This is a genomic window from Kineosporiaceae bacterium SCSIO 59966 (assembly GCA_020881835.1).
In the GTDB taxonomy this organism is placed as follows: Bacteria; Actinomycetota; Actinomycetes; order Actinomycetales; family SCSIO-59966; genus SCSIO-59966.
Window position 1 is genome coordinate 2820793 of sequence record CP052876.1, and the last position, 21470, is coordinate 2842262.

22 protein-coding genes are annotated in these 21470 nt (G+C 73.4%); 8 read left to right on the forward strand and 14 right to left on the reverse strand.

Going from position 1 to position 21470, the window contains the following annotated elements:
- Positions 1-9: 9 nt before the first annotated feature.
- On the reverse strand, positions 10-1476 hold the full coding sequence (locus tag HJG43_13260; protein UER55972.1) for an amidophosphoribosyltransferase: 1467 nt from the start codon (positions 1474-1476) through the stop codon (positions 10-12).
- Positions 1477-1556: 80 nt separating this feature from the next.
- On the opposite strand from HJG43_13260, the gene HJG43_13265 reads away from it, so the two are divergent.
- Positions 1557-2180, forward strand: a complete 624-nt coding sequence (locus tag HJG43_13265; protein ID UER55344.1) for a hypothetical protein — start codon at positions 1557-1559, stop codon at positions 2178-2180.
- 11 nt (positions 2181-2191) lie between these two features.
- Here HJG43_13265 and HJG43_13270 read toward each other — a convergent pair whose 3' ends face one another.
- Both HJG43_13270 and HJG43_13275 read right to left on the reverse strand, forming a co-directional pair.
- Positions 2192-2449: a hypothetical protein gene (locus HJG43_13270; protein ID UER55345.1), complete on the reverse strand. Its 258-nt coding sequence runs from the start codon at positions 2447-2449 to the stop codon at positions 2192-2194.
- Complete coding sequence (locus HJG43_13275; protein ID UER55346.1) at positions 2446-2838, reverse strand: hypothetical protein; 393 nt, start codon at positions 2836-2838, stop codon at positions 2446-2448. Before HJG43_13275 ends, HJG43_13270 begins: the two co-directional genes overlap by 4 nt.
- Before the next feature lie 37 nt (positions 2839-2875).
- On the opposite strand from HJG43_13275, the gene HJG43_13280 reads away from it, so the two are divergent.
- Positions 2876-3913 carry a zinc-dependent alcohol dehydrogenase family protein gene (locus HJG43_13280; protein UER55347.1) on the forward strand — a complete coding sequence of 346 codons (1038 nt, stop codon included), beginning with the start codon at positions 2876-2878 and terminating at the stop codon, positions 3911-3913.
- 109 nt (positions 3914-4022) lie between these two features.
- Here HJG43_13280 and gdhA read toward each other — a convergent pair whose 3' ends face one another.
- The 4 genes from gdhA to purS are packed head-to-tail and all read right to left on the reverse strand — an operon-like array spanning position 4023 to position 8628.
- Positions 4023-5357 carry an NADP-specific glutamate dehydrogenase gene (gdhA, locus tag HJG43_13285; GenBank protein ID UER55973.1) on the reverse strand — a complete coding sequence of 445 codons (1335 nt, stop codon included), beginning with the start codon at positions 5355-5357 and terminating at the stop codon, positions 4023-4025.
- A gap of 48 nt (positions 5358-5405) precedes the next feature.
- Positions 5406-7685: a phosphoribosylformylglycinamidine synthase subunit PurL gene (purL, locus tag HJG43_13290; protein ID UER55348.1), complete on the reverse strand. Its 2280-nt coding sequence runs from the start codon at positions 7683-7685 to the stop codon at positions 5406-5408.
- Positions 7682-8365, reverse strand: coding sequence for a phosphoribosylformylglycinamidine synthase subunit PurQ (gene purQ / locus HJG43_13295; GenBank protein UER55349.1), 684 nt, complete (start codon positions 8363-8365; stop codon positions 7682-7684). The genes purL and purQ overlap by 4 nt, the downstream gene beginning before the upstream one ends.
- Positions 8365-8628, reverse strand: a complete 264-nt coding sequence (gene purS / locus HJG43_13300) for a phosphoribosylformylglycinamidine synthase subunit PurS (protein ID UER55350.1) — start codon at positions 8626-8628, stop codon at positions 8365-8367. The genes purQ and purS overlap by 1 nt, the downstream gene beginning before the upstream one ends.
- A gap of 71 nt (positions 8629-8699) precedes the next feature.
- Between purS and HJG43_13305 the strand changes: the two genes are divergently transcribed.
- The gene (locus HJG43_13305) at positions 8700-9362 is read left to right on the forward strand and encodes an MBL fold metallo-hydrolase (GenBank protein ID UER55351.1); all 663 of its coding nucleotides are present in this window, start codon (positions 8700-8702) and stop codon (positions 9360-9362) included.
- Here HJG43_13305 and HJG43_13310 read toward each other — a convergent pair.
- Entirely contained in the window at positions 9340-10257 is a 918-nt protein-coding gene (locus HJG43_13310) for a phosphoribosylaminoimidazolesuccinocarboxamide synthase (protein UER55352.1), read from the reverse strand. The two genes, HJG43_13305 and HJG43_13310, sit on opposite strands and share 23 nt — an antisense overlap.
- Positions 10258-10951: 694 nt before the next feature.
- Here HJG43_13310 and HJG43_13315 point away from each other — a divergent pair.
- Positions 10952-11884, forward strand: coding sequence for a DUF222 domain-containing protein (locus HJG43_13315; protein ID UER55353.1), 933 nt, complete (start codon positions 10952-10954; stop codon positions 11882-11884).
- A gap of 25 nt (positions 11885-11909) precedes the next feature.
- Positions 11910-12185, forward strand: coding sequence for a DUF2277 domain-containing protein (locus HJG43_13320; GenBank protein ID UER55354.1), 276 nt, complete (start codon positions 11910-11912; stop codon positions 12183-12185).
- Between the two features lie 160 nt (positions 12186-12345).
- On the opposite strand, the gene HJG43_13325 is transcribed toward HJG43_13320, so the two are convergent.
- Entirely contained in the window at positions 12346-13104 is a 759-nt protein-coding gene (locus tag HJG43_13325; protein UER55355.1) for a class I SAM-dependent methyltransferase, read from the reverse strand.
- Between the two features lie 86 nt (positions 13105-13190).
- Here HJG43_13325 and HJG43_13330 point away from each other — a divergent pair, with 86 nt between their 5' ends.
- Entirely contained in the window at positions 13191-14663 is a 1473-nt protein-coding gene (locus HJG43_13330; protein ID UER55356.1) for a peptidase S10, read from the forward strand.
- 82 nt (positions 14664-14745) lie between these two features.
- Here HJG43_13330 and purD read toward each other — a convergent pair whose 3' ends face one another.
- From purD to HJG43_13345, 3 genes are all read right to left on the reverse strand, one after another.
- The gene (gene purD / locus HJG43_13335; GenBank protein ID UER55357.1) at positions 14746-15999 is read right to left on the reverse strand and encodes a phosphoribosylamine--glycine ligase; all 1254 of its coding nucleotides are present in this window, start codon (positions 15997-15999) and stop codon (positions 14746-14748) included.
- Positions 16000-16023: 24 nt separating this feature from the next.
- Positions 16024-16464 (reverse strand): hypothetical protein, encoded by a 441-nt coding sequence (locus HJG43_13340; GenBank protein UER55358.1) that lies wholly within the window; start codon positions 16462-16464, stop codon positions 16024-16026.
- Between the two features lie 124 nt (positions 16465-16588).
- Positions 16589-17875 carry an adenylosuccinate synthase gene (locus tag HJG43_13345; protein UER55359.1) on the reverse strand — a complete coding sequence of 429 codons (1287 nt, stop codon included), beginning with the start codon at positions 17873-17875 and terminating at the stop codon, positions 16589-16591.
- 98 nt (positions 17876-17973) lie between these two features.
- Here HJG43_13345 and HJG43_13350 point away from each other — a divergent pair, with 98 nt between their 5' ends.
- Positions 17974-18903, forward strand: a complete 930-nt coding sequence (locus HJG43_13350; GenBank protein UER55974.1) for a hypothetical protein — start codon at positions 17974-17976, stop codon at positions 18901-18903.
- A gap of 9 nt (positions 18904-18912) precedes the next feature.
- On the opposite strand, the gene HJG43_13355 is transcribed toward HJG43_13350, so the two are convergent.
- The gene (locus HJG43_13355) at positions 18913-19329 is read right to left on the reverse strand and encodes a DUF3151 domain-containing protein (GenBank protein ID UER55360.1); all 417 of its coding nucleotides are present in this window, start codon (positions 19327-19329) and stop codon (positions 18913-18915) included.
- A gap of 94 nt (positions 19330-19423) precedes the next feature.
- Between HJG43_13355 and HJG43_13360 the strand changes: the two genes are divergently transcribed.
- Entirely contained in the window at positions 19424-19786 is a 363-nt protein-coding gene (locus HJG43_13360) for an STAS domain-containing protein (protein ID UER55361.1), read from the forward strand.
- 21 nt (positions 19787-19807) lie between these two features.
- On the opposite strand, the gene HJG43_13365 is transcribed toward HJG43_13360, so the two are convergent.
- Positions 19808-21307 carry a SpoIIE family protein phosphatase gene (locus HJG43_13365; GenBank protein ID UER55975.1) on the reverse strand — a complete coding sequence of 500 codons (1500 nt, stop codon included), beginning with the start codon at positions 21305-21307 and terminating at the stop codon, positions 19808-19810.
- Positions 21308-21470: the final 163 nt, after the last annotated feature.

Consider the following 21470-nt stretch of genomic DNA (forward strand, 5'->3'; position numbering starts at 1 on the left):
CGGGCGAGCCTACCCAGCCACCAGGGGCAGCTCCTCCTGCCCGGGCAGCTGACGCGCCAACGGCTCGTCGACCGGGATCTGCACCGGGTAGCTGCCGGTGAAGCAGGCGGTGCACAGCCGGTCCGCGGACTGGCCGGACGCCGCGATCATGCCGGCGAGGGAGACGTAGCCGAGGGAGTCCGCACCGATGCTGGCGCGCACCTCCTCGACGCCGAGGCCGGAGGCGATCAGCTCCGCACGGCTGGCGAAGTCGATGCCGTAGAAACAGGGCCAGCGCACCGGTGGCGAGGAGATCCGCACGTGCACCTCCGCCGCCCCGGCCTCCCGCAGCATCCGCACGAGCGCCCGCTGGGTGTTGCCGCGCACGATGGAGTCGTCGACGACGACGAGCCGCTTGCCCCGGATGACGTCCCGCAGCGGGTTGAGCTTGAGCCGGATGCCGAGCTGGCGGATCGTCTGGCTCGGCTGGATGAAGGTGCGCCCGACGTAGGCGTTCTTCACCAGGCCCTGCCCGTACGGGATGCCGGAGGCCTCCGCGTAGCCGATCGCGGCCGGCGTCCCGGACTCCGGGGTGGGGATGACGAGGTCCGCCTCCACCGGGTACTCGGCGGCCAGCCGTCGGCCCATCTCCACCCTCGCCTCGTGGACGGCGCGCCCGGCGATGGTCGTGTCGGGCCGGGCCAGGTAGACGTACTCGAAGACGCACCCGGTCGGCGTCGCGTCGGCGAAGCGGGTGGCGCGGAGCCCTTCGGCGTCCACCGCGATCAGCTCACCCGGCTCGACCTCACGGACGACGCTCGCGCCGACGATGTCGAGGGCGGCGGTCTCGCTGGCCACCACCCAGCCCCGCTCCAGGCGGCCGAGGACCAGCGGCCGGATGCCGTGCGGGTCGCGAGCGGCGTAGAGCGTCTGCTCGTCCATGAACACGAGGCTGAAGGCACCGCGCAGCCGGGGCAGGACCTCCAGCGCCGTCGCCTCGAGGGTGTGGTCGGGGTCCCCGGCGAGCAGGGCGGTGACGAGCGCGGTGTCGGTCGTGTTGCCGCGGGCCAGCTCGCCGCGGGCCCCCCGGCCGTAGAGCTCCTCGACCAGGTCTCGCAGCTCGTGGGTGTTCGTCAGGTTGCCGTTGTGCGCGAGGGCCACCGTTCCACCGGCGGTGGCGCCGAGCGTCGGCTGGGCGTTCTCCCACCGGCTCGCCCCGGTCGTGGAGTACCGGGTGTGCCCGATCCCGACGTGCCCCTGCAGCGACCCGAGAGCGGCCTCGTCGAACACCTGCGACACCAGGCCCATGTCCTTGTAGACGAGGATCTGCCGGCCGTTGCTCGTCGCGATGCCCGCGGACTCCTGCCCGCGGTGCTGCAGTGCGTACAGACCGAAGTAGGTGAGCTTGGCGACCTCCTCGCCGGGCGCCCACACACCGAAGACGCCGCACGCGTCCTGCGGCCCCTTCTCGCCGGGGAACAGGTCGTGGGTCAGCATGCCGTCACCGCGGGCCACGGCCCCATCGTCGCACAGGCCGGGCAGGTCACCGAGCGGGACGGCGCCTACGATCGCGGCCCATGGCATGGCTCGAGATCGTCGGCTGGGCTGGCTCCGCACTGCTCGTCTGGTCGCTGTGGCAGACCCGCGTGCTGCGGTTCCGCACCTTCAACCTCGTCGCGTCGCTCGTGCTCGTGGTCTACAACGCCATGATCGGCGTGTGGCCGATGGCAGCGGTCAACGTCGCGATCGCGGTGATCAACGTCTACCACCTGTCCCGGCTGCTGGGGACCCGCGACGACGAGACCACCTACGAGGTCGTCGAGGTGGGGCCGAGCGAGGACTACCTGCGGTACGTGCTGCGCCGGCACGCCGACGACATCGAGCAGCACAACCCGGGGTTCGTCTGGGACGGCGCGGCCCCCGGCCGCTGGGCGTTCCTCGTCCTGCGGGAGACCGAGACCGTCGGCGTCGTCCTGCTGTCCGACGCCGGGGACGGCACCGCCCGGGTCGAGCTCGACTACGTGCTCCCCCGGTTCCGGGACTTCTCCGTCGGCAAGTTCGTGTACCGCCGCGGCGGTCGGCTCTCCGAGCTCGGCTTCCGGCGGCTCGTGGCGAACGACCGGATGACCGACGCCGACGACTACTTCACCCGGGTGGGGTTCGAGCGGTCCGGCGACGAGCTCGTCCTGAGCGTCCGCTGACCCCGAGTGGTTCAGCCGCGCCGGGCGAGCAGGACGGCGACGGCTCCCGCCGCCAGTCCGCCGAGCACGCCGAGGATCGTCGCGAGGTAGCCGAACAGCGAGGCGCGGGTGTACTGCTGCCCCGGTTCCCCCAGGAACGTCAGCAGCGCGGCCGCGACCACCCCGACCACCGCGCCGGTGACGAGGAACGCCACGTACCGGGGCTCGCGCCGGCGACGTCCGCGGACGGCGTCCCGCAGCTCCTCGGGTGTCGGCTCACGCTGGCTCACGGCTCGACGGTACCCAGCGCCGCGGCGGCTGCGACGGGCAGGGCGCCGGTCAGGTCGGCGCGCTGCCCGGACGCGCTGACCCGGCCCTCGGCGACCGCCTGCGCCCAGGTGAGCCGGCCGGTGGCCAGCGCGAGCCACGTCGTCGGGTCGGTCTCCACGACGTTGGGCGGCGTCCCGCGGGTGTGCCGGGGTCCCTCGACGCACTGGACGACGCCGAACGGCGGCACCCGCACCTCGACGCTGCGGCCGGGGACGGCGTCCGCGAGCTGCTCCAGGGTCCAGCGGACGGCGACGCCCACGGTGGACCGGTCGACGAGCCCCGGGTCGGTGAGCCAGGCCCGGACGGCGGTCCGTCCGGCGTCCGGGTCGGTGCGGCGGCGAGGTGGCACGCCCCCGGATCGTGCCAGTTCCACCTGTCCGGGCAGGATGAGGGCCGTGCGCGCCACCGAGATCCACGCCCCGTTCGACGTCCGGCTGGTCGAGGTGCCGGACCCCGTGGTCGAGCAGCCCACCGACGCCGTCGTCCGAATCACCGCGACCTGCGTGTGCGGCTCGGACCTGTGGTCCTACCGCGGGGAGAACCGGGTCACCGCACCGCGCCGGATCGGCCACGAGATGGTCGGCGTCGTCGAGGAGGTCGGCGACGCCGTCCGCACCGTCCGCCCCGGCGACTTCGTCATCGCGCCGTTCGCGATCAGCTGTGGCGTGTGCGACCACTGCCGCAACGGCGTCCAGACCTCGTGCCGCGAGGACCTGGCGTGGGGCAGGGACACCGACGCCTGCCAGGGCGAGCGGGCCCGGGTGCCGCTCGCCGACGGCACCCTGGTGGCCACCCCCGAGGTCCCGGACGACGCGCTCGTGCCCTCGCTGCTGACCCTCTCCGACGTCATGGGCACCGGGTGGCACGCGGCCCTGGCGGCGGGGGTCCGGGAGGGCGGCACGGTCGCCGTCGTCGGGGACGGGGCGGTCGGCCTGTGCGGCGTGCTCGCGGCCTCCCGGATGGGTGCCGAGCGGATCATCGCGATGAGCCGGCACGCGCCCCGCCAGGAGCTGGCCCGCGCGTTCGGCGCGACCGACGTCGTCGAGTCCCGCGGCGCCGAGGGGGCTGCGGAGGTGCTCGACCTCACCGGTGGCACCGGCGCCGACTCGGTGCTGGAGTGCGTCGGCACCGGCCCGGCGATGGAGCAGGCGTTCGCGGCGGTGCGCCCCGGTGGCACGGTGGGGTTCGTCGGCGTCCCGCACGGCGTCGAGGTGCCGGTCCGGGACATGTTCAGTCGCAACGTCGCGCTGCGTGGCGGGGTGGCCCCGGTCCGGGCCTACCTGCCCCGGCTGCTGGACGACGTGTGGTCCGGCGCGATCGACCCGGGGCGCGTGTTCGACCTCGAGCTGCCGCTCGACGACGTCGCCGAGGCCTACCGAGCCATGCACGAGCGTCGTGCCGTCAAGGTCCTCCTCCACCCGTGATCATGCAATCCCGCCACCCCCGCCCCCCCGTGATCATGCAATCCCGCCACCCCCGCCCCCCCGTGATCATGCAGTCCCGCCACCTCTGGCGGGCGGTGTCAAAGGTGGGTCAGATCACGCCGAAGGCGAGCATCGCGTCGGCGACCTGCTTGAAGCCGGCGATGTTCGCCCCGAGCACGTAGTTGCCGGGTGCGCCGTACTCGTCGGCGGTGGCGGCGCAGCGCTCATGGATGTCGACCATGACCTCAGTGAGCCGCTCCTCGGCATGCTCGAAGGTCCATGAGTCGCGGCTGGCGTTCTGCTGCATCTCCAAGGCGCTCGTGGCGACCCCGCCGGCGTTCGCGGCCTTGCCCGGCCCGAACAGCACACCGGCCTCGAGAAGTACCTGGATCCCTTCTGGAGTCGTCGGCATGTTGGCGCCCTCAGCGACCGCCACCACCCCGTTCTCCACCAGCAGTCGTGCGTCCTTGCCGGTGAGCTCGTTCTGGGTGGCGCACGGCAGCGCCACGTCGCACGGCACCTCCCAGATCCGACCACCCGGAACATGGTGACTGCCCCGCCGCTCGGCGTAGTCGGTGAGCCGGCCACGCTCGACCTCCTTGATCTCCTTGAGCAGCTGGAGGTCGATCCCGGCGTCGTCGACGACGTACCCGTCGGAGTCCGAGCACGCCACCACGGTCGCGCCGAGCTGCTCGAGCTTCTCGATCGCGTAGATCGCGACGTTGCCGGAGCCGGAGACGACGACCCGCCTGCCCTCGAGGTCGTCGCCGCGGGTCCGCAGCATCTCCTGGGTGAACAGCACGGTGCCGTAGCCGGTGGCCTCGGTCCGCACCCGCGAGCCACCCCAGGCGAGTCCCTTGCCGGTCAGGACACCGGACTCGTACCGGTTCGTGATCCGCTTGTACTGGCCGAACAGGTAGCCGATCTCGCGGCCGCCGACGCCGATGTCACCGGCCGGGACGTCGGTGTACTCACCGAGGTGCCGGTAGAGCTCGGTCATGAACGACTGGCAGAACCGCATCACCTCGCCGTCGGAGCGGCCACGAGGGTCGAAGTCCGACCCGCCCTTGCCTCCGCCGATCGGCATGCCGGTCAAGGCGTTCTTGAAGATCTGCTCGAACCCGAGGAACTTCACGATCCCGAGGTAGACGGACGGGTGGAAGCGCAGACCACCCTTGTACGGCCCGAGCGCGGAGTTGAACTCGACCCGGAAGCCGCGGTTGATCTGGACGGCCCCGGTGTCGTCCACCCACGGCACCCGGAAGATGATCTGCCGCTCCGGCTCGCACAGCCGCTCGAGCACCGCGGCGTCCGCGTACTCGGGGTGCTTGGCGACCACCGGGCCGAGGGAGTCGAACACCTCACGCACGGCCTGGTGGAACTCCTCCTCCCCGGGGTTGCGGCGCAGCACCTCGGCGTAGATCGGCTCGAGCTTCTCGTCCAGCACGTGCGGTTCTCCTTCTCGGTTCACACCACTGAGCAACGGTAGGCGTCAGTCCCCGAAGGCGACCCGCAGCGTCGACTGCCACGCCGCGCGCAGCTCCTCCAGCGGCACCTCGAACTGCCCCTGCACCTCGAGGACCCCGGAGTCGTCGGTGACCCCGATCCGCGCGTGCGGGAAGCGGCGGGCGCTGCACATGTCGGTGAACCGCACCTCTTCGCTGCGCGGCACCGCGACCAGCACGCGGGCCGCGGACTCCGCGAACAGCGCGACGAACGGGTCGACGCCGTCGCGCTCGCACACCTCGTCCAGCCAGACCCGGGCGCCGACGCCGAACCGCAGCGACGCCTCCACGAGCGCCTGCCCCAGCCCGCCGTCGGACAGGTCGTGCGCGGCGTCCAGCAGGCCGTCCCGCGAGGCGTTGACGAGGATCTCCCCGAGCCGCCGCTCGGCGTCCAGGTCGACCACTGGTGGCCGGCCCCCGAGGTGCCCGTGCTCCACCCACGCCCACTCCGAGCCGGACAGCTCCTCCCGGGTGGTCCCCAGCAGGTACAGGGCCAGCCCCTCGGCGCCCCAGCCGGACGGCGTCCGCCGGGTGACGTCGTCCATCACGCCGAGGACGCCGACCACCGGGGTGGGGTGGATCGGGGTGTCGCCGGTCTGGTTGTAGAAGGAGACGTTGCCGCCGGTGACCGGGACGCCGAGGACGCGGCAGCCGTCGGCCAGGCCACGCACGGCCTCGTCGAACTGCCACATCACGCCCGGGTCCTCCGGTGAACCGAAGTTCAGGCAGTCGGTGACGGCGATCGGGGTGGCACCGGCGGTGGCGACGTTGCGGTAGGCCTCGGCGAGCGCCGCCTGCGCGCCCGCGTACGGGTCGAGCCGGACGTAGCGGCCGTTGCAGTCGGTGGCCAGGGCGACCCCGCGGCCGGTCTCCTCGTCCACCCGGACGACGCCGGCGTCGTCCGGCATGGCCAGGGCGGTGTTGCCGAGCACGTACCGGTCGTACTGGTCGGTGACCCAGGACCGGTCGGCCAGGTTGGCGGAGCCGGCGAGGCGCAGCAGCGTCGCGCGCAGCTCCTCGCCGGTGGTGGGGCGGGGCAGGGACTCGGCCCGGTCGGCCTGCAGGACGTCGAGCTCGGCGGGGCGGGCGAACGGCCGGTTGTAGACCGGGCCCTCGTGGGCGACGCTGCGCGGCGGGGCGTCGACGACGACGTCCCCGTGCCAGGTGACGACGAGCCGGTCGTCGTCGGTGACCTCGCCGATGACGGTCGCCTCGACGTCCCACTTGCGGGTGATCTCCAGGAAGCGCTCGGCGTCCTGCGGCCGGACGACGGCCATCATCCGCTCCTGGGACTCGGACATGAGGATCTCCTCGGGCGCCAGCGAGGGGTCCCGCAGCGGCACAGCATCGAGGCGGACCCGCATGCCGGTCCCGCCGTTGCTGGCCATCTCGCTCGTCGCGCAGGAGAGCCCGGCGCCGCCGAGGTCCTGGATGCCGACGACGACGCCGGCCTGGTACAGCTCGAGGCAGCACTCGATGAGCACCTTCTCGGCGAAGGGGTCCCCGACCTGGACGCTCGGCCGCTTGCTCGGTCCGCTCTGCTCGAAGGTCTCCGAGGCGAGCACCGAGACGCCGCCGATGCCGTCGCCGCCGGTGCGGGCGCCGAACAGGACGACGAGGTTGCCGGCGCCGGTGGCGGCCGAGACGTGCAGGTCCTCGTGGCGCAGGGCGCCGACGCACAGTGCGTTGACGAGCGGGTTGCCCTGGTAGACGGGGTCGAAGACCACCTCCCCGCCGATGTTCGGCAGGCCGAGGCAGTTGCCGTAGCCGCCGACGCCGGCGACGACGCCGTGGACGACGCGGGCCGTGTCCGGGTGGTCGATCGCGCCGAACCGCAGCTGGTCCATCACGGCGACCGGGCGGGCTCCCATCGCCAGGATGTCGCGGACGATCCCGCCGACCCCGGTGGCCGCGCCCTGGTACGGCTCGACGAACGAGGGGTGGTTGTGGCTCTCGACCTTGAACGTGACCGCCCAGCCGTCCCCGATGTCGACGACGCCTGCGTTCTCCCCGATGCCGACGAGCAGCCTGGCGCGCATCTCGTCGGTGGTCTTCTCGCCGAACTGGCGCAGGTGCACCTTGGAGGACTTGTAGGAGCAGTGCTCGCTCCACATCACCGAGTACATCGCCAGCTCGGCGGACGTCGGTCGGCGGCCGAGAATCTCCCGGATCCGGCCGTACTCGTCCTCGGTGAGGCCCAGCTCGGTGAACGGCTGCTCGACGTCCGGGGTGGTGGCGGCGACGGCCACCGTGTCGACCCTGCTCACGCGGACACCGCCTGCTCGAGCGCGGCGCCGACGAGGGAGGTGAAGAACCGCAGGCCGGCGGCGCCCGGGCCGAAGACGTCGTCGATGGCGTGCTCGGGGTGCGGCATGAGGCCGACGACGTTGCCGCGGGCGTTGCTGACGCCGGCGATGTCACGGTAGGAGCCGTTGGGGTTGCTGCCGACGTAGCGGACGACGACCCGCCCCTCGTCCTCGAGCTGGTCGAGGGTCCGTTCGTCGGCGACGTAGCCGCCCTCACCGTTCTTCAGCGGGACGACGATCTCCTCCCCGGCGGTGAACCCGGTGGTCCACGGGGTGTCCACCCGCTCCACGCGCAGCCGCTGGTCGGTGCAGACGAACAACCGGGAGTCGTTGCGGATCAACGCCCCTGGCAGCAGGTGCGCCTCGCACAGCACCTGGAACCCGTTGCAGATGCCCAGCACCGGCAGCCCGCCCTCGGCGGCGCGCACCAGCGGCTCCATCACCGGAGCGAACCGCGCAATGGCCCCGCAGCGCAGGTAGTCGCCGTAGGAGAACCCGCCCGGTAGGACGACGGCGTCGACGCCTCGCAGGTCGTCGTCCCCGTGCCACAGCGGCACCGGGTCGGCGCCGGCCGCGCGGACGGCGCGGGCGGCGTCCCGGTCGTCCAGGGATCCGGGGAAGGTGACGACGCCGACCCGCATCAGCGGCCGGCCCGGACCTGCTCGGCCGCCACCCGGACGACGTCCTCGATGACGGGGTTGCTCAGCAGGGTGGCCGCGGCGTCCCGCGCCGCGGCCAGGTGCTCGTCGGTGACCTCGCCGTCCACCTCGAGCTCGAACCGCTTGCCCTGGCGGACGCCGGTGAACTGGCCGTACCCCAACCGGGCCAGCGCGGCGGCCACCGCCTTGCCCTGCGGGTCGAGGATCTCTGGCTTCGGCATGACGTCGACGACGACACGTCCCATGGTGAGGCGCTCCGGGGAGGAGGAGGGGCGGGGCGTTGCTCAGGCTACCGGGCGGGGGGCAGGGTGGTCCCATGCGCGTCACGCACATCGGCCACGCCTGCCTGCTCGTCGAGTCCGCCGGGGCCCGGGTGCTCATCGACCCGGGCACCTTCGCCACCGGCTGGGAGACGCTCACCGCACTGGACGCCGTCCTGATCACCCACGCCCACCCGGACCACGTCGACGAGGAGAAGCTCCCGCAGCTGCTCGAGGCGAACGGGGAGGCGCGACTGCTCACCGAGCCGGCCCTGGCGGCCGAGATGGCCAAGGTCGGCATCGCCGCCGAGCCGCTGCACCCCGGTGACGAGGTACGGGTCGGCGAGCTGACGGTCGCCGGCCGCGGCGGCCGGCACGCCGAGATCCACCCGGAGATCCCGCGGATCGGCAACGTCGGGCTGCTGCTGTCCGCCGACGGGGAGCCGACGCTGTTCCACCCCGGCGACGCCTACGAGGACGTCCCGGACGGCGTCGACGTGCTCGCCGTCCCGCTCAACGCCCCGTGGTGCGCGTTCAAGGAGACCGCGGCATTCGCCCGCGCAGTGGGAGCGCCGACGCTCGTGCCGGTCCACGACGGGCTGCTCAACGAGACCGGCCGCGGCCTGTACCTGCGCCAGCTCGCCGCCTACGGCGGGGGTGAGGTCCGCGACCTGCGCGGTCAGGGCGCCGTCCGGCTCAGCGCCAGCGGTGACCGGTGATCCGCTCGTAGGCCTCGACGTAGCGGGCGCGGGTCCGCTCGACGACGTCATTCGGCAGGGGCGGGGGCGGGACGTCGGACGCCCGGTCCCAGCCGGAGGCTGGGCTGGTCAGCCAGTCCCGCACGTACTGCTTGTCGAAGCTGGGCTGGGCGCGACCCGGCTGCCACTGGTCGGCCGGCCAGAACCGGCTGGAGTCCGGGGTCAGCACCTCGTCGCCGAGGGTGAGGACGCCGTCGGGGTCGAAACCGAACTCCAGCTTGGTGTCCGCGACGATGACGCCCCGGTCGCGAGCGAGCGCCTCGGCGGTGGCGTAGACGTCCAGCGTGAGGCGGCGGAGCTGCTCGGCCAGCTCAGCGCCGACCTGGGAGGCCACGACGGCGAAGGTGACGTTCTCGTCGTGCTCGCCGAGCGCGGCCTTCGTCGCCGGGGTGAAGATCGGCGCCTCCAGCCGGCTGCCGTCGTCCAGACCTGGCGGCAGCTCGACGCCGCAGACGGCCCCGGTGGCCCGGTAGTCCGCGAGCCCGGAGCCGGTGAGGTACCCGCGGGCGACGCACTCGACCGGCACCATCTCGAGCCGCCTGCAGACCATGGCGCGGCCGGCGACCGCGGCCGGGACGTCGGTGCTGAGCAGGTGGTTTGGCACGTCGAGGCGCTCGAGCCACCACAGCGTCAGCGCGGTGAGGACGGCGCCCTTGTCCGGGATGGGAGTGGCGAGCACGTGGTCGTAGGCGCTGATCCGGTCGCTGGCGACGACGAGGACGCGGGAGTCGTCGCTCTCGTCGACGTAGAGCTCACGGACCTTGCCGGAGTAGACGTGCCGCCAGCCGGGGAGGGCGGGTGCTGCGGTGGCGGGCGTCACGCGGCCGATCGTCGCACGCCGTTCACGACCAGCCACACCCCCTCTTGGTGATCATGCAATCCCGCCACCCTGCACGCCCAATCCGTGATCATGCAATCCCGCCACCCATCGCCTCGCAGAATGCTGGGTTGGTGGCGCGACACGCCGGTCGAGCCGTGCTGAGCGCAGCATTCTGTGGTGGAGGCGCCTAACACGCCGTAGGAGCTGCGTCGGCTCCGGCTCCCAGTGGCGGACGCCTCAGCGCTGTTGGCTGCCACCGCAAGTGACTGCCACCGCAAGCCTGTGGACGACGAGAGCGGACTGTCGGCGGTCGAATGTATGTTCGAGTCATGGTCGAGGGAACGGCCCCGCATCCCGGCGAGGTGGTCGCCGAGGTGCAGCGCGCCGTGACCGAGGCGGCCGCGGCGCAGTGGTGGCGCTGCTCGGACGCGCAGGTGCGTGACGCGGTGGTGACGCTGGAGGCGGTCGCCTCCACGTTGGAAGCAGCGCGGCTGCGGTTACTGGCAGAGGCCGACCGGCGGGACGTGGGAGCGCCGTCCGGGGCGGCCAGCACGGCGGAGTGGTTCGCCCACGCGACCAACACCCGACCGGAGAAGGCCGGTGCCCGGGTAGCGCTGGCCGCCGCGCTGGACGGGCCGCTGACCGTCACCGCAGGCCGGCTGGCGGCCGGAGCGATCACCCTGGACCACGCCCAGGTGGTGCACCGCACGTCGACCGGCTGGCGCCGGGGGTGGACGACGTCACCCGGGCCGAGGCCGAGCAGTTCCTCCTGGAGCACGCCGAGACCCTGGACCCGCGGCGCCTGGCCCGCGTCGGGCACCGGCTGCGCGCCCGGCTGGACCCGGACGCCGACGACCAGATGGCCCGCGACGAGGACGCCCAGACCCGCACGAACGCGTTCGCGATGAGCCAGGACGACGACGGCACCTGGTGGCTCTCCGGCACGCTGGACCCAGTCGCCGGGCAGACCGTGCACGACGCGCTGACCGCGCACGCCGCACCGCACCCGGCGGTCGAGGGCGTCCCGGACCAGCGCCCGGCCCGCCAGCGCCTGGCCGATGCACTGGTGCACATCTGCGAACGGGCTCTTGCCGGCCGGGACGGCGAGCCGGCCGCCCGGCCCCGCCCCCGGCTCGTGGTGTCCACCACGCTGCCGGCGCTGCTGCTCGGACCAGGCGTGCCCGGGGTGGACGGCGGAACGCTGTCCTGCGGGCACCCCGTCAGCCTGGAGACGGTGCGGATGCTGGCCTGCGACGGCGAGATCGTCCCAGTCCTGGTCGACGGCGCCGGCCAGCCACTGGACGTCGGCCAGACGGTGTACGCGTTCCCGCCCCGGATCCGCGCCGCGATCATCGAACGCGACCGCGGATGCACCTTCGGCGGCTGCACCCGGCCTGCCTCCTGGTGCGACCTGCACCACCTGACCTCCTACCGCGGTGGCGGACCCACCAGCGAACGCAACGGCTGCTGCCTGTGCGGCTTCCACCACCGCCTGGTGCACCGGCAGGGCTGGCGCGGCGAGCTCGTGGGAAACAGAGTCGTCTGGCACCCGCCCGACGGGCGATCACCCCACGTCCCACCACCTCCCTGGCAACCAGCCCTCGACCGCCTCGTCACTCGGTGGCTGGAACGCAACCCTCACCTGCGACCGTCGCTGACATGAGGAGAGCGGCCGTAGCCTCGGTTCCATGTGCCGCAACATCACCGCCCTCCGAGGGCTGGACCCCCCTGCCACCCAGGAGGAGATCAGCGCTGCCGCGCTGCAGTACGTGCGCAAGGTCGGTGGCCTGTCGTCGGCCTCACCGCGAACACAGGACGCCGTCGACCGCGCCGTCCAGCGGATCGCCCAGGCGACCAGCGAGCTGCTCGCTGAGCTCCCGGAACGGCGCCAGCCTCCCGCGACCGAGCCGCCGCTCCGCCGCCTTGGCGCATCCGGCCCAACCGGTGGCCGCTCCCGCGGCTGACGTGCTGTGATCGACTCCTCGGGGAACCTCGAAGGAGCCGACATGGGCAACCGTCGCCACGCCGTCCTCGCTGTACTCGCCGCCGTGCTGGCGGCGGCCGCTCTCACGACGGGCCCGGCGGCGGCCCGTCCCGACGACGGGTCCAGGTTCGGCCGTGACATCAGCCGCCCGGCAAGCGGTAGACCGAGACGTGGGACGCCGAGTCCGCGGTGAACTCGGTGGCCTGCCAGTCGGCGTGGCGTGACTCCAGCTCGAGGCCGGCCAGTTGCGCCATGAGGTCCATCTCGGCGGGCCAGACGTAGCGGTGAGGTCCTCGCGCGATCCGTGCCTGTCGACCCTCGCCGAAACGGATGTGGTGCGACACCAGCCGCTGGGCGACGACGTCGTAGGTGTCCAGGCCGAGGTAGCCGGGCTCGTGGTGCCAAACCACCGCCTCGCGCCCAGGGGGCAAGACCCGTAGGCCGGGCACCTCGAGCTCGACGACGAAGCGACCGCCCGGCACCAGATGCCGCCCCGCGTTGCGGAAGCACGCGACCTGCTGGGCCTGGGTCACGAGGTTGGAGATCGTGTTGTACACGAGGTAGACGAGGGTGAATGCCCCTGGTGCACGCGCGCTGGCCATGTCGCCGAGCACCACCGGAAGAGCCGCGTCGTCCACCTTCTCGCGCAAGCGGTCCACCATCGCCTGGGAGAGCTCGATGCCCGTCACCGGCACGCCGCGCTCGGCCAACGGGATTGCGACCCTTCCGGTGCCGATCGCCAGTTCCAGCGCGCGGCCCCCACCTGCGAGGCCGCTAAGGCGGTCGACAGTCGGTCCCAGGACCTCGGGCGCGAACATCCCGCTGCCCGGGGTGTCGTAAGCCCGAGCAGCCTCGGCGTCCCAGATGTCCTCCTGGCGCTGGTAGTCCGTGATGTCCATGACTCCACCCTGACCGCCGGACGGAGTGGCCGTCCACCGGTTATCCGGGCTAAGCACCTACTGCGGGGGCTGGTTAGGGTCGGCGCGTGGCTGACGAGACGAATGAGAGCCCCACCACCGACGCCCACCCAACGCCGTCCGACGACCTGGTGACGACGGCGCACACCGTCGACACGCCGTCCGGCACCCTCGCCTACACGGCGACCGCCGGACGCATCGTCCTGCGCAAGGAGGTGCTCGAGGACGGAACCTTCAAGGGGCACCGCCCGACCGCGGAGGTGTTCCTCACCGCCTACACCCTGGACGGCGCGGACCCGGCCGGGCGGCCGGTGGTGTTCGCCTTCAACGGCGGCCCGGGGTCGTCGTCCGTGTGGCTGCACCTCGGGCTCCTCGGACCCCGCCGCGTCCTCATGGGTGACGCCGGCGAGCTGCTGCCCCCGCCGTACCGGCTGACCCAGAACGCCGAGACCCTGCTCGCGGTTGCGGACCTCGTCTTCATCGACCCGGTGTCCACGGGCTACTCCCGGCCCGTGCAGGACGGCAGCCCGAAGGACTTCCACGGCTACACCGGCGACCTGGAGTCCGTCGGTGAGGTGATCCGGCTGTGGACGACGCGCAACGACCGGTGGCTGAGCCCGAAACTGCTTGCCGGGGAGTCCTACGGCACGCTGCGCGCTGCGGCGCTCGCCGAGCACCTGCAGAGCCGCTACGGCATGTACCTCAACGGGATCGCGCTCATCTCGGCCGTGCTCGACATGGGGACCATCCGGTTCACCGAGGGCAACGAGACGCCGTACCCGCTGTTCCTGCCGACGTACGCGGCGATCGCGCACTACCACGGCCTGCACGGCGACCGGCCGCTGCGCGACGTCCTGGAGGAGGCCGAGCACTACGCCGCCGGACGCTACCCGTGGGCGCTCGCGCAGGGCAGCCGGCTGGACGACAGGACCCGGGCCGAGCACGTCGCCCGGATCGCCCGCCTCAGCGGGTTGAGCGAGGAGTACGTGGACCGCGCCGACCTGCGGATCGAGCACCTGCGCTTCTTCACGGAGCTGCTGCGCTCACGTCGGCTGACCGTCGGCCGGCTCGACGGCCGCTTCACCGGCTGGGACCCCGACAACGCCGGCGAGCGGATGGAGCACGACCCGTCCTACCTGGCCATCCACGGCCCGTACGCGGCGGCGTTCAACCACTACGTGCGCTCGACGCTGGAGTACCGCAACGACCTGCCCTACGAGATCCTCACCGACCGGGTGCAGCCGTGGTCCTACGAGGAGTTCCAGGGCCGGGGGGTGTCGGTCACCGGGAAGCTGGCCCAGGCGATGCGGGCCAACCGGCACCTCAAGGTGCACATCGCCTGCGGGTACCACGACGGCGCGACGCCCTACCACGCCGCCGAGTACGCGGTGGCGCACCTGCGGATCCCGGCCGAGCTGCGGGACAACGTCTCCTTCGCCTACTACGAGGCCGGGCACATGATGTACGTGCACGAGCCGAGCCGGGTGCAGCAGTCCGCCGACCTCGCCGCGTGGGTCCAGGAGGCCTGCGGCACCGCCTGAGGGTGGCGGGATTGCATGATCACGGCAGGGGGGAGGACTGTGCGGGGTGGCGGGATTGCATGATCACGAAGGGGTTGGGGAGTCAGCGGGGGAGGGCGATGTCGCGGCGGAGCTGGACGCCGTCCCAGGTGATGAGGTCGGCCCCGGCGTAGGCACGGCGTCGGGCCTCCTCGAGGTCCGCGCCCACCCCGACGACGGACAGCACCCGACCGCCGGCGGTCACCAGCCGGCCCTGTGCGTCGGTGGCGGTGCCGGCGTGCAGGACGTGCACGCCGTCCAGTGCGGCCGCGTCGTCCACGCCGTCGACGACGTCGCCGGTCCGCACGGCGCCGGGGTAGCCCGCCGCGGCCAGGACGACGGTGACGGCCGCCTCGTCGTGCCAGCGCAGCGGGCCGAGGTCGGCGAGCCCGCCGGTCGCCGCGGCGTGCAGGACGACGCCGAGCGGGCTGGCCAGCCGCGCCAGCACGACCTGGGTCTCCGGGTCACCGAACCGGACGTTGAACTCCACCACCCGCAGCCCGCGGGAGGTCAGCGCGAGGCCGCAGTAGAGCAGTCCGGTGAACGGGGTCCCGCGCCGGCGCATCTCGTCGACGACGGGCTGCGCGACCCGCTCGACGACGTCGTCGACGAGCGACTCGGGCGCCCACGGCAGCGGCGAGTACGCCCCCATGCCCCCGGTGTTCGGCCCGGTGTCGCCGTCGCCGAGCCGCTTGTAGTCCTGTGCCGGGTCGAGCGGGACGACGGTGTCGCCGTCGCTGACGCAGAACAGCGACACCTCCGGTCCGTCGAGGTACTCCTCGACGACCACCGCGCCGTCCGGGCGGTCCAGGTACGACAGCCCGTGGTCGCGCGCCGCCGCGAGGTCGTCGGTGACGAGGACCCCCTTGCCGGCGGCGAGCCCGTCGGCCTTGACGACGTAGGGCGCTCCGAACGCGTCGAGGGCGTCGTCGAGCTGGGCGCCGGTGGTGCACACGTGCGCCATGGCGGTCGGCACGCCGGACGCGGCCATCACCTCCTTGGCGAAGGCCTTCGACCCCTCCAGGCGAGCGGCCGGGGCGCTGGGCCCGAAGCAGGCAATCCCACGCTCCCGGACGACGTCCGCGACCCCGGCGACGAGCGGCGCCTCGGGACCGACGACGACGAGGTCGGCCGCTTCCTCCTGTGCCAGCGCGGCCACGGCCGCACCGTCGGCCGGGTGCACGTCGCGGCACCGCGCGACCTGGGCGATACCGGGGTTGCCGGGGGCCGCGACGACGGCGTCCACCTGCGGGTCGAGGCCGAGAGCTCGGACGAGGGCGTGCTCGCGGGCACCTGACCCGACGACGAGGACCTTCACGCCGGCGAACCTACCGCCGACGGGTCAGACGGCCTCGCCGTCCCGGCGCAGCGCGCCGCGGGCCGCCACGACGTCCCGGAGCCGTTGCAGGTCCCGCTCCGCCATCCAGTCGTCCCGGCCGCCGAGGTCGACGACCCCGTCGAGCAGGTCGAGCGGCTTGACGTCGACGACGAGGTCGACCTGGGTCCGGTCCTCGGTCACCGGCGTCAGCCGGATCGTCCCGTCGAACGGGGTGCCGGCCAGGTGCCGCCAGGAGAAGCGGTGCTCCTGGGGATCGACCGAGACGACGACGTCGCAGGTGCCGGGACGCCGTCCGAACGTCACCTGCCAGCGGTAACGGTGGTAGCCGAGCGGCTCCACGGCCTCCAGTCCCTCGAGGAACTGCGGCCAGTTGCCGACGTCGTGGAGCCAGGAGTAGAGGTCGTCCACCCCGATCGGGACGACGAGTCGTGCGCGACTGCTCACGGTGACCACCTCCAGCGGGAGGGGCGCGGCGCCCTCTGCATCCACGCTACGCCGCAGGCGCGCAGCGGCAAGGGGCTTTGGTCAGCGCGCTAGCCGTCAGCGTGCTGTGGTCAGCCGCCTACCGTCAGCCCAGCAGGTCGTGCCGGACGACGGTCTGCTCACGCTCCGGCCCGACCCCGATCGCGGAGATCCGCGCCCCGCTGAGCTCCTCCACCGCCAGCACGTAGCGCTGCGCGGCCGGCGGCAGGTCCTCGAAGACGCGGGCACCGCTGACGTCCTCGGTCCACCCCTCGAGGTACTCGTACTGCGGCACGGCGTGGTGGACGTCGCTCTGCGAGAACGGCATCTCCTCGACGAGCCGACCGTCGACCCGGTAGCCGACGCACACCGGGATCCGCTCGATGCCCGTCAGCACGTCGAGCTTGGTCAGCACGAGGTCGGTGATCCCGTTGATCCGCGCGGAGTACCGGGCGACGACCGCGTCGTACCAGCCGCACCGCCGTGGCCGGCCCGTCGTCGTGCCGTACTCGCCGCCGGCCTCCCGCAGCCGCTGGCCCCACTCGTCGTGCAGCTCGGTCGGGAACGGCCCTTCCCCGACCCGGGTGACGTACGCCTTGGCGACCCCGATCACCCGGTCGATCGAGTTCGGCGGCACGCCCGTGCCGGTGCAGGCACCGCCGGCGGTGGCGTTGGACGACGTGACGAACGGGTACGTGCCGTGGTCGACGTCCAGCAGCGTGGCCTGCCCGCCCTCGAACAGCACGGTGTCGCCCCGGCCCAGGGCCCGGTGCAGCTCCAGGGCGGTGTCCCGGACCATGGGCGCCAGCCGGTCGGTGTAGGAGAGCAGCTCCTCGACGACCTCGTCGACCGTGATGGCCCGCCGGTTGTACACCTTGACCAGCAGGTGGTTCTTCTGGTCGAGCGCCCCCTCGACCTTCTGCCGCAGGATGTGCTCGTCGAACAGGTCCTGCACCCGGACGCCGACCCGGTTCATCTTGTCCGCGTAGGCCGGGCCGATCCCCCGGCCGGTGGTCCCGATCCGGCGCTTGCCGAGGAACCGCTCACCGACCTTGTCGATCACCCGGTGGTAGGGGGCGATGATGTGCGCGTTGGCCGAGACCTGCAGCGCGGAGCAGTCGACGCCCCGGGCGGTCAGCGCGTCGATCTCCTCGAACAGGACGGCGAGGTCGACGACGACGCCGTTGCCGATGACGGGCGTGACCCCCGGGGTGAGGATCCCCGCCGGCAGCAGGTGCAGCGCGTACTGCTCGCCACCGACCACGACGGTGTGGCCGGCGTTGTTGCCGCCGTTGAACTTCACGACGTAGTCGACCCGGGCGCCCAGGGCGTCCGTCGCCTTGCCCTTGCCCTCGTCACCCCACTGGGCGCCGACGAGCACGATGCCGGGCATCGGGATACCTGCTTTCCTGGACGACGAGAACGGACCAACCGCCCAGCGAGGCTACCGGAGGACACGTGAGCCACACCCCCGCGGACCGGACGCGACCACTGGACCCGGCGACCCGCGGCACCGGGTCACCGCCGCGGCCCGAGGTCCTCGCCCTGGCGAACCCGGCTGCCGGGTCGGCGCAGGAGGAGACGCTCGCCGAGGCCGCCGTCGCCCTGCGGGCCCTCGCCGACGTCGAGCTCGTCGTCCCGGCGGACACCGGCGAGCTGCGCGCCGCGCTCGAGGTGCTCGGCGAGCGACAGCTCGTCCTGCTCGGTGGGGACGGGACGCTGTCGGCCTGCGTGGCCGGGCTGGACGCCCTCGGCCGGCTCGGCCCGGACCGTCCGATCGGCCTGGTGCCGCTGGGCACCGGCAACGACGTCGCCCGCGCGCTCGGGCTGCCGCTGGAGGACCCGGCCGCGGCGGCGCGCCGGGCGCTCACCGGCTCGCCGACCCCGTTGGAGCTGCTTCGCGCGGACGACGGCACGATCGCCGTCAACGCCGTCCACGTCGGCGTCGGGGCCGAGGCGGCCGCCCGCGCCGAGGACGCCAAGGGACTGCTCGGCCGGGCCGGCTACGCCGTCGGCGCGCTGCGGGCGGGGGTCGCCGCCGACGGCTGGCACCTGCGGGTGGCCGCGGACGACGTCGTGCTTCACGACGGGACCGAGCCGGTGCTCATGGTGGCCGTCGGGCTGGGCTCGTCGATCGGCGGCGGCACTCCGCTGGCCCCGGACGCCGACCCCCACGACGGGCTGGCGGACGTCGTCGTCGCCACGGCCACCGGACCGCTGGCCCGGGTCGGCTACGCCCTGGCGCTGCGCCGCGGCGAGCACGTCGAGCGGGACGACGTCCGCCGGGCCCGCGCCCGCCGGGTCACCGTCGAGGTGACCGACGGCGAGCCGTTCCCCGTCGACACCGACGGCGAGGTCTCCGGACCGTTCGACCAGCGGACGTGGACGGTCGAGCCCGGCGCCTGGGCGCTGCGGGTGTGAGGCCGGCGGTCAGCCGGTGAACGTCGGGTCGCAGTCCAGCAGGAACGCCGCGACCCGCTGCGCCTCGTCGTCCTCCCCGATCGCGGCGGCTGCCCGGCCCAGCGCGGCCAGGGCCCGCAGGAAGCCGCGGTTCGGCTCGTGCGAGGCCGGGACCGGTCCGTGGCCGCGCCAGCCGGCGCGCCGCAACGCGTCGAGCCCGCGGTGGTACCCGGTCCGGGCGTACGCGTAGGCCTCGACCTCCCGCCCGTCGGCCAGGGCCTGCTCGGCGAGCACGGCCCACGCCAGGCTGGACGCCGGGTGCGAGGCGGCCAGCTCGAGCGGGGACGCGTCACCGGCCAGGGCACGGGCGACCTCGGTGTCGGGGTGGTCCTCGGGCAGCAGGGTGGGCGGCGGGCCGCCCAGCAGGTTCTCGCCAGCGGTGGACATGCACCCATCGTGCACCGAGGGTTACCGTGACACTCCGCCGAGGTGGCTCCGAGGCCCGCGGCGGGAGCGCTGCCGCACCGTGGAGGGCCGGGTCGTGATCCAGCTGGAGTCGTCGTCGACGTCGACGGTGCTCACCGTGGTCGGGGACCTCGACCTGGCCGAGCGAGACCAGTTCCCCGAGATCGCCGCCAGGGTGAGCGGGCTGCGCCGCCAGCTGCTCGTCGTGGACATGTGCCGGACGACGTTCCTCGACTCCACCGGCGCCGCCTTTCTCATCTCGCTCGCCGACGCACTGGGACGACGCGGTGGGGTGACGGTGCTGCGGGGGGTGTCCGAGCGGGATCGGTTCGTGCTCGAGGTGTGCGGGGTGCTGGACCTGTTCAGGATCGACGACGAGCACCACTGCGGCAGCACCGACACGGCCGCGGCCGGACCCTGGCGGGTCGAGCGCGGCTGAGGGATGCGCCGGCCGAAGGACTCAGACCCGGTCCGGCACCCTGGCCCAGACGGTCTTCCCCGCGCCCGACCGGTGCCAGCCCCACTCGGCGAGCCGCTGCACGACGTGCAGGCCGTACCCACCGACCCCACGGTCCGCTGCCTCGACGGCGGACGGCGGCGCCGGGTTCGCGTCGTCGACCTCGATGACGAGACCGCGGGCGCCGTGGCGCAGCCGCAGACCCACCGGACCCCAGCCGTGCAGCACGGCGTTGCCGACCAGCTCGGAGACGACGAGCTCGGCCTCGGACGCGCAGCCCAGGGACCACGCCCGGCAGGCCTGCACGGTGAGGTGCCGCGCCCGGCCGATGGACGAGGGGTCGCCCGGCAGCTGCCAGCGTCGCTGCCGGGGCCCGTCGCCGGGGACGACCGCGGTCGTGTCGTCCTCGGGAACCCTCAGCACCACCACGGCCATGTCGTCCTCCGGCTCGTCGCCGAGCGCGGCGAGCAGCTCCTCGCCGATGCCCGCGGCGTCGGTCGCCGTGAGGTCGGCGCACACCTCGCGGAGCATCTGCAGCCCGTCCATCAGCGGGCGGGACCGACGCTCGATGAGCCCGTCGGTGTACAGCACGAGGACGTCCCCGGGCCCGAGGGTGCGCGAGCCGGTGTGCCGGGGTCGGTCGCCGACACCGACGAGCGTCCCACCGCCCTCGGAGAGCACCGCCACCTCACCGCCGCTGACGAGCAGCGGCGGCAGGTGGCCGGCCCGCGACCACTGCAGCTCCCACACTCCCTCGTCCACCCGTGCCAGCGTCACCAGGACGAGGCTGGCCGAGCGGGGGATCCGCATCCCGGTGACGAGCTGGTCCACCCGCATGAGCACCTGACCGGGGTCGTCGGCCTCGTAGGCGTACGCGCGCACGACGGAGCGCAGCTGGCCCATGGCCGCGGCCGCCTCGACGTCGTGGCCGACGACGTCGCCGACGACGAGACCGACGGCGTCCGGGCCCATCTGCAGGACGTCGTACCAGTCACCACCCACCTGGGCGTGGTCGAGGTTGGGGGCGTAGAACGACCAGACGTCGAGGCCGGGCACCCCGGACTGCTCGGGCAGCATCGTGCGCTGCAAGGTCTCGGCGAGCTGGTGCTCCCGGGCGTAGAGCCGGGCGTTCTCCAGCGACAGCCCCACCCGCCGGGCGGACTCCTGGAGCAGGGCGAGGTCGTCGTCCGCGAGCCCGCCGTCCGGGATGCCGACGACGAGCAGGCCGAGGACGCCGCGCCGTCCCGGGACCGGCAGGCTCAGGCACTCCCCCGGCGGGACGACGTCCGGCTCCACGTGCAGGCACAGCTGGGTCTCCAGCCAGCGGGTCAGGGTCCCGTCCGGGTACCGGGCGTGCCCGACGACCCGCAGCGGACCGGTGGTGAGGCCGACCAGCTGGCCGGCCACCGGGTCGGCGGCCGGGTCGGTCTCCGCGGGGCGCGGCAGCCCGGCCGCGTCCCGCCCGGGCGGGGGGACGTCCCCGGCGGTGGCCACGACCCGCACGTGCCCGTCGGCGACCAGGACGGCGCACCACGGCACCACGCGCGGGGTGAGGACGTCCGCGACCCGCTGGAGGGCCAGCGGGGAGTCGAGCTCGACGGCCGCCTCGGCGACGTCGACGAGCACCGCGAGCCGCTGCCGGGCCCGGCGCTCGTCGGCGAGCTGG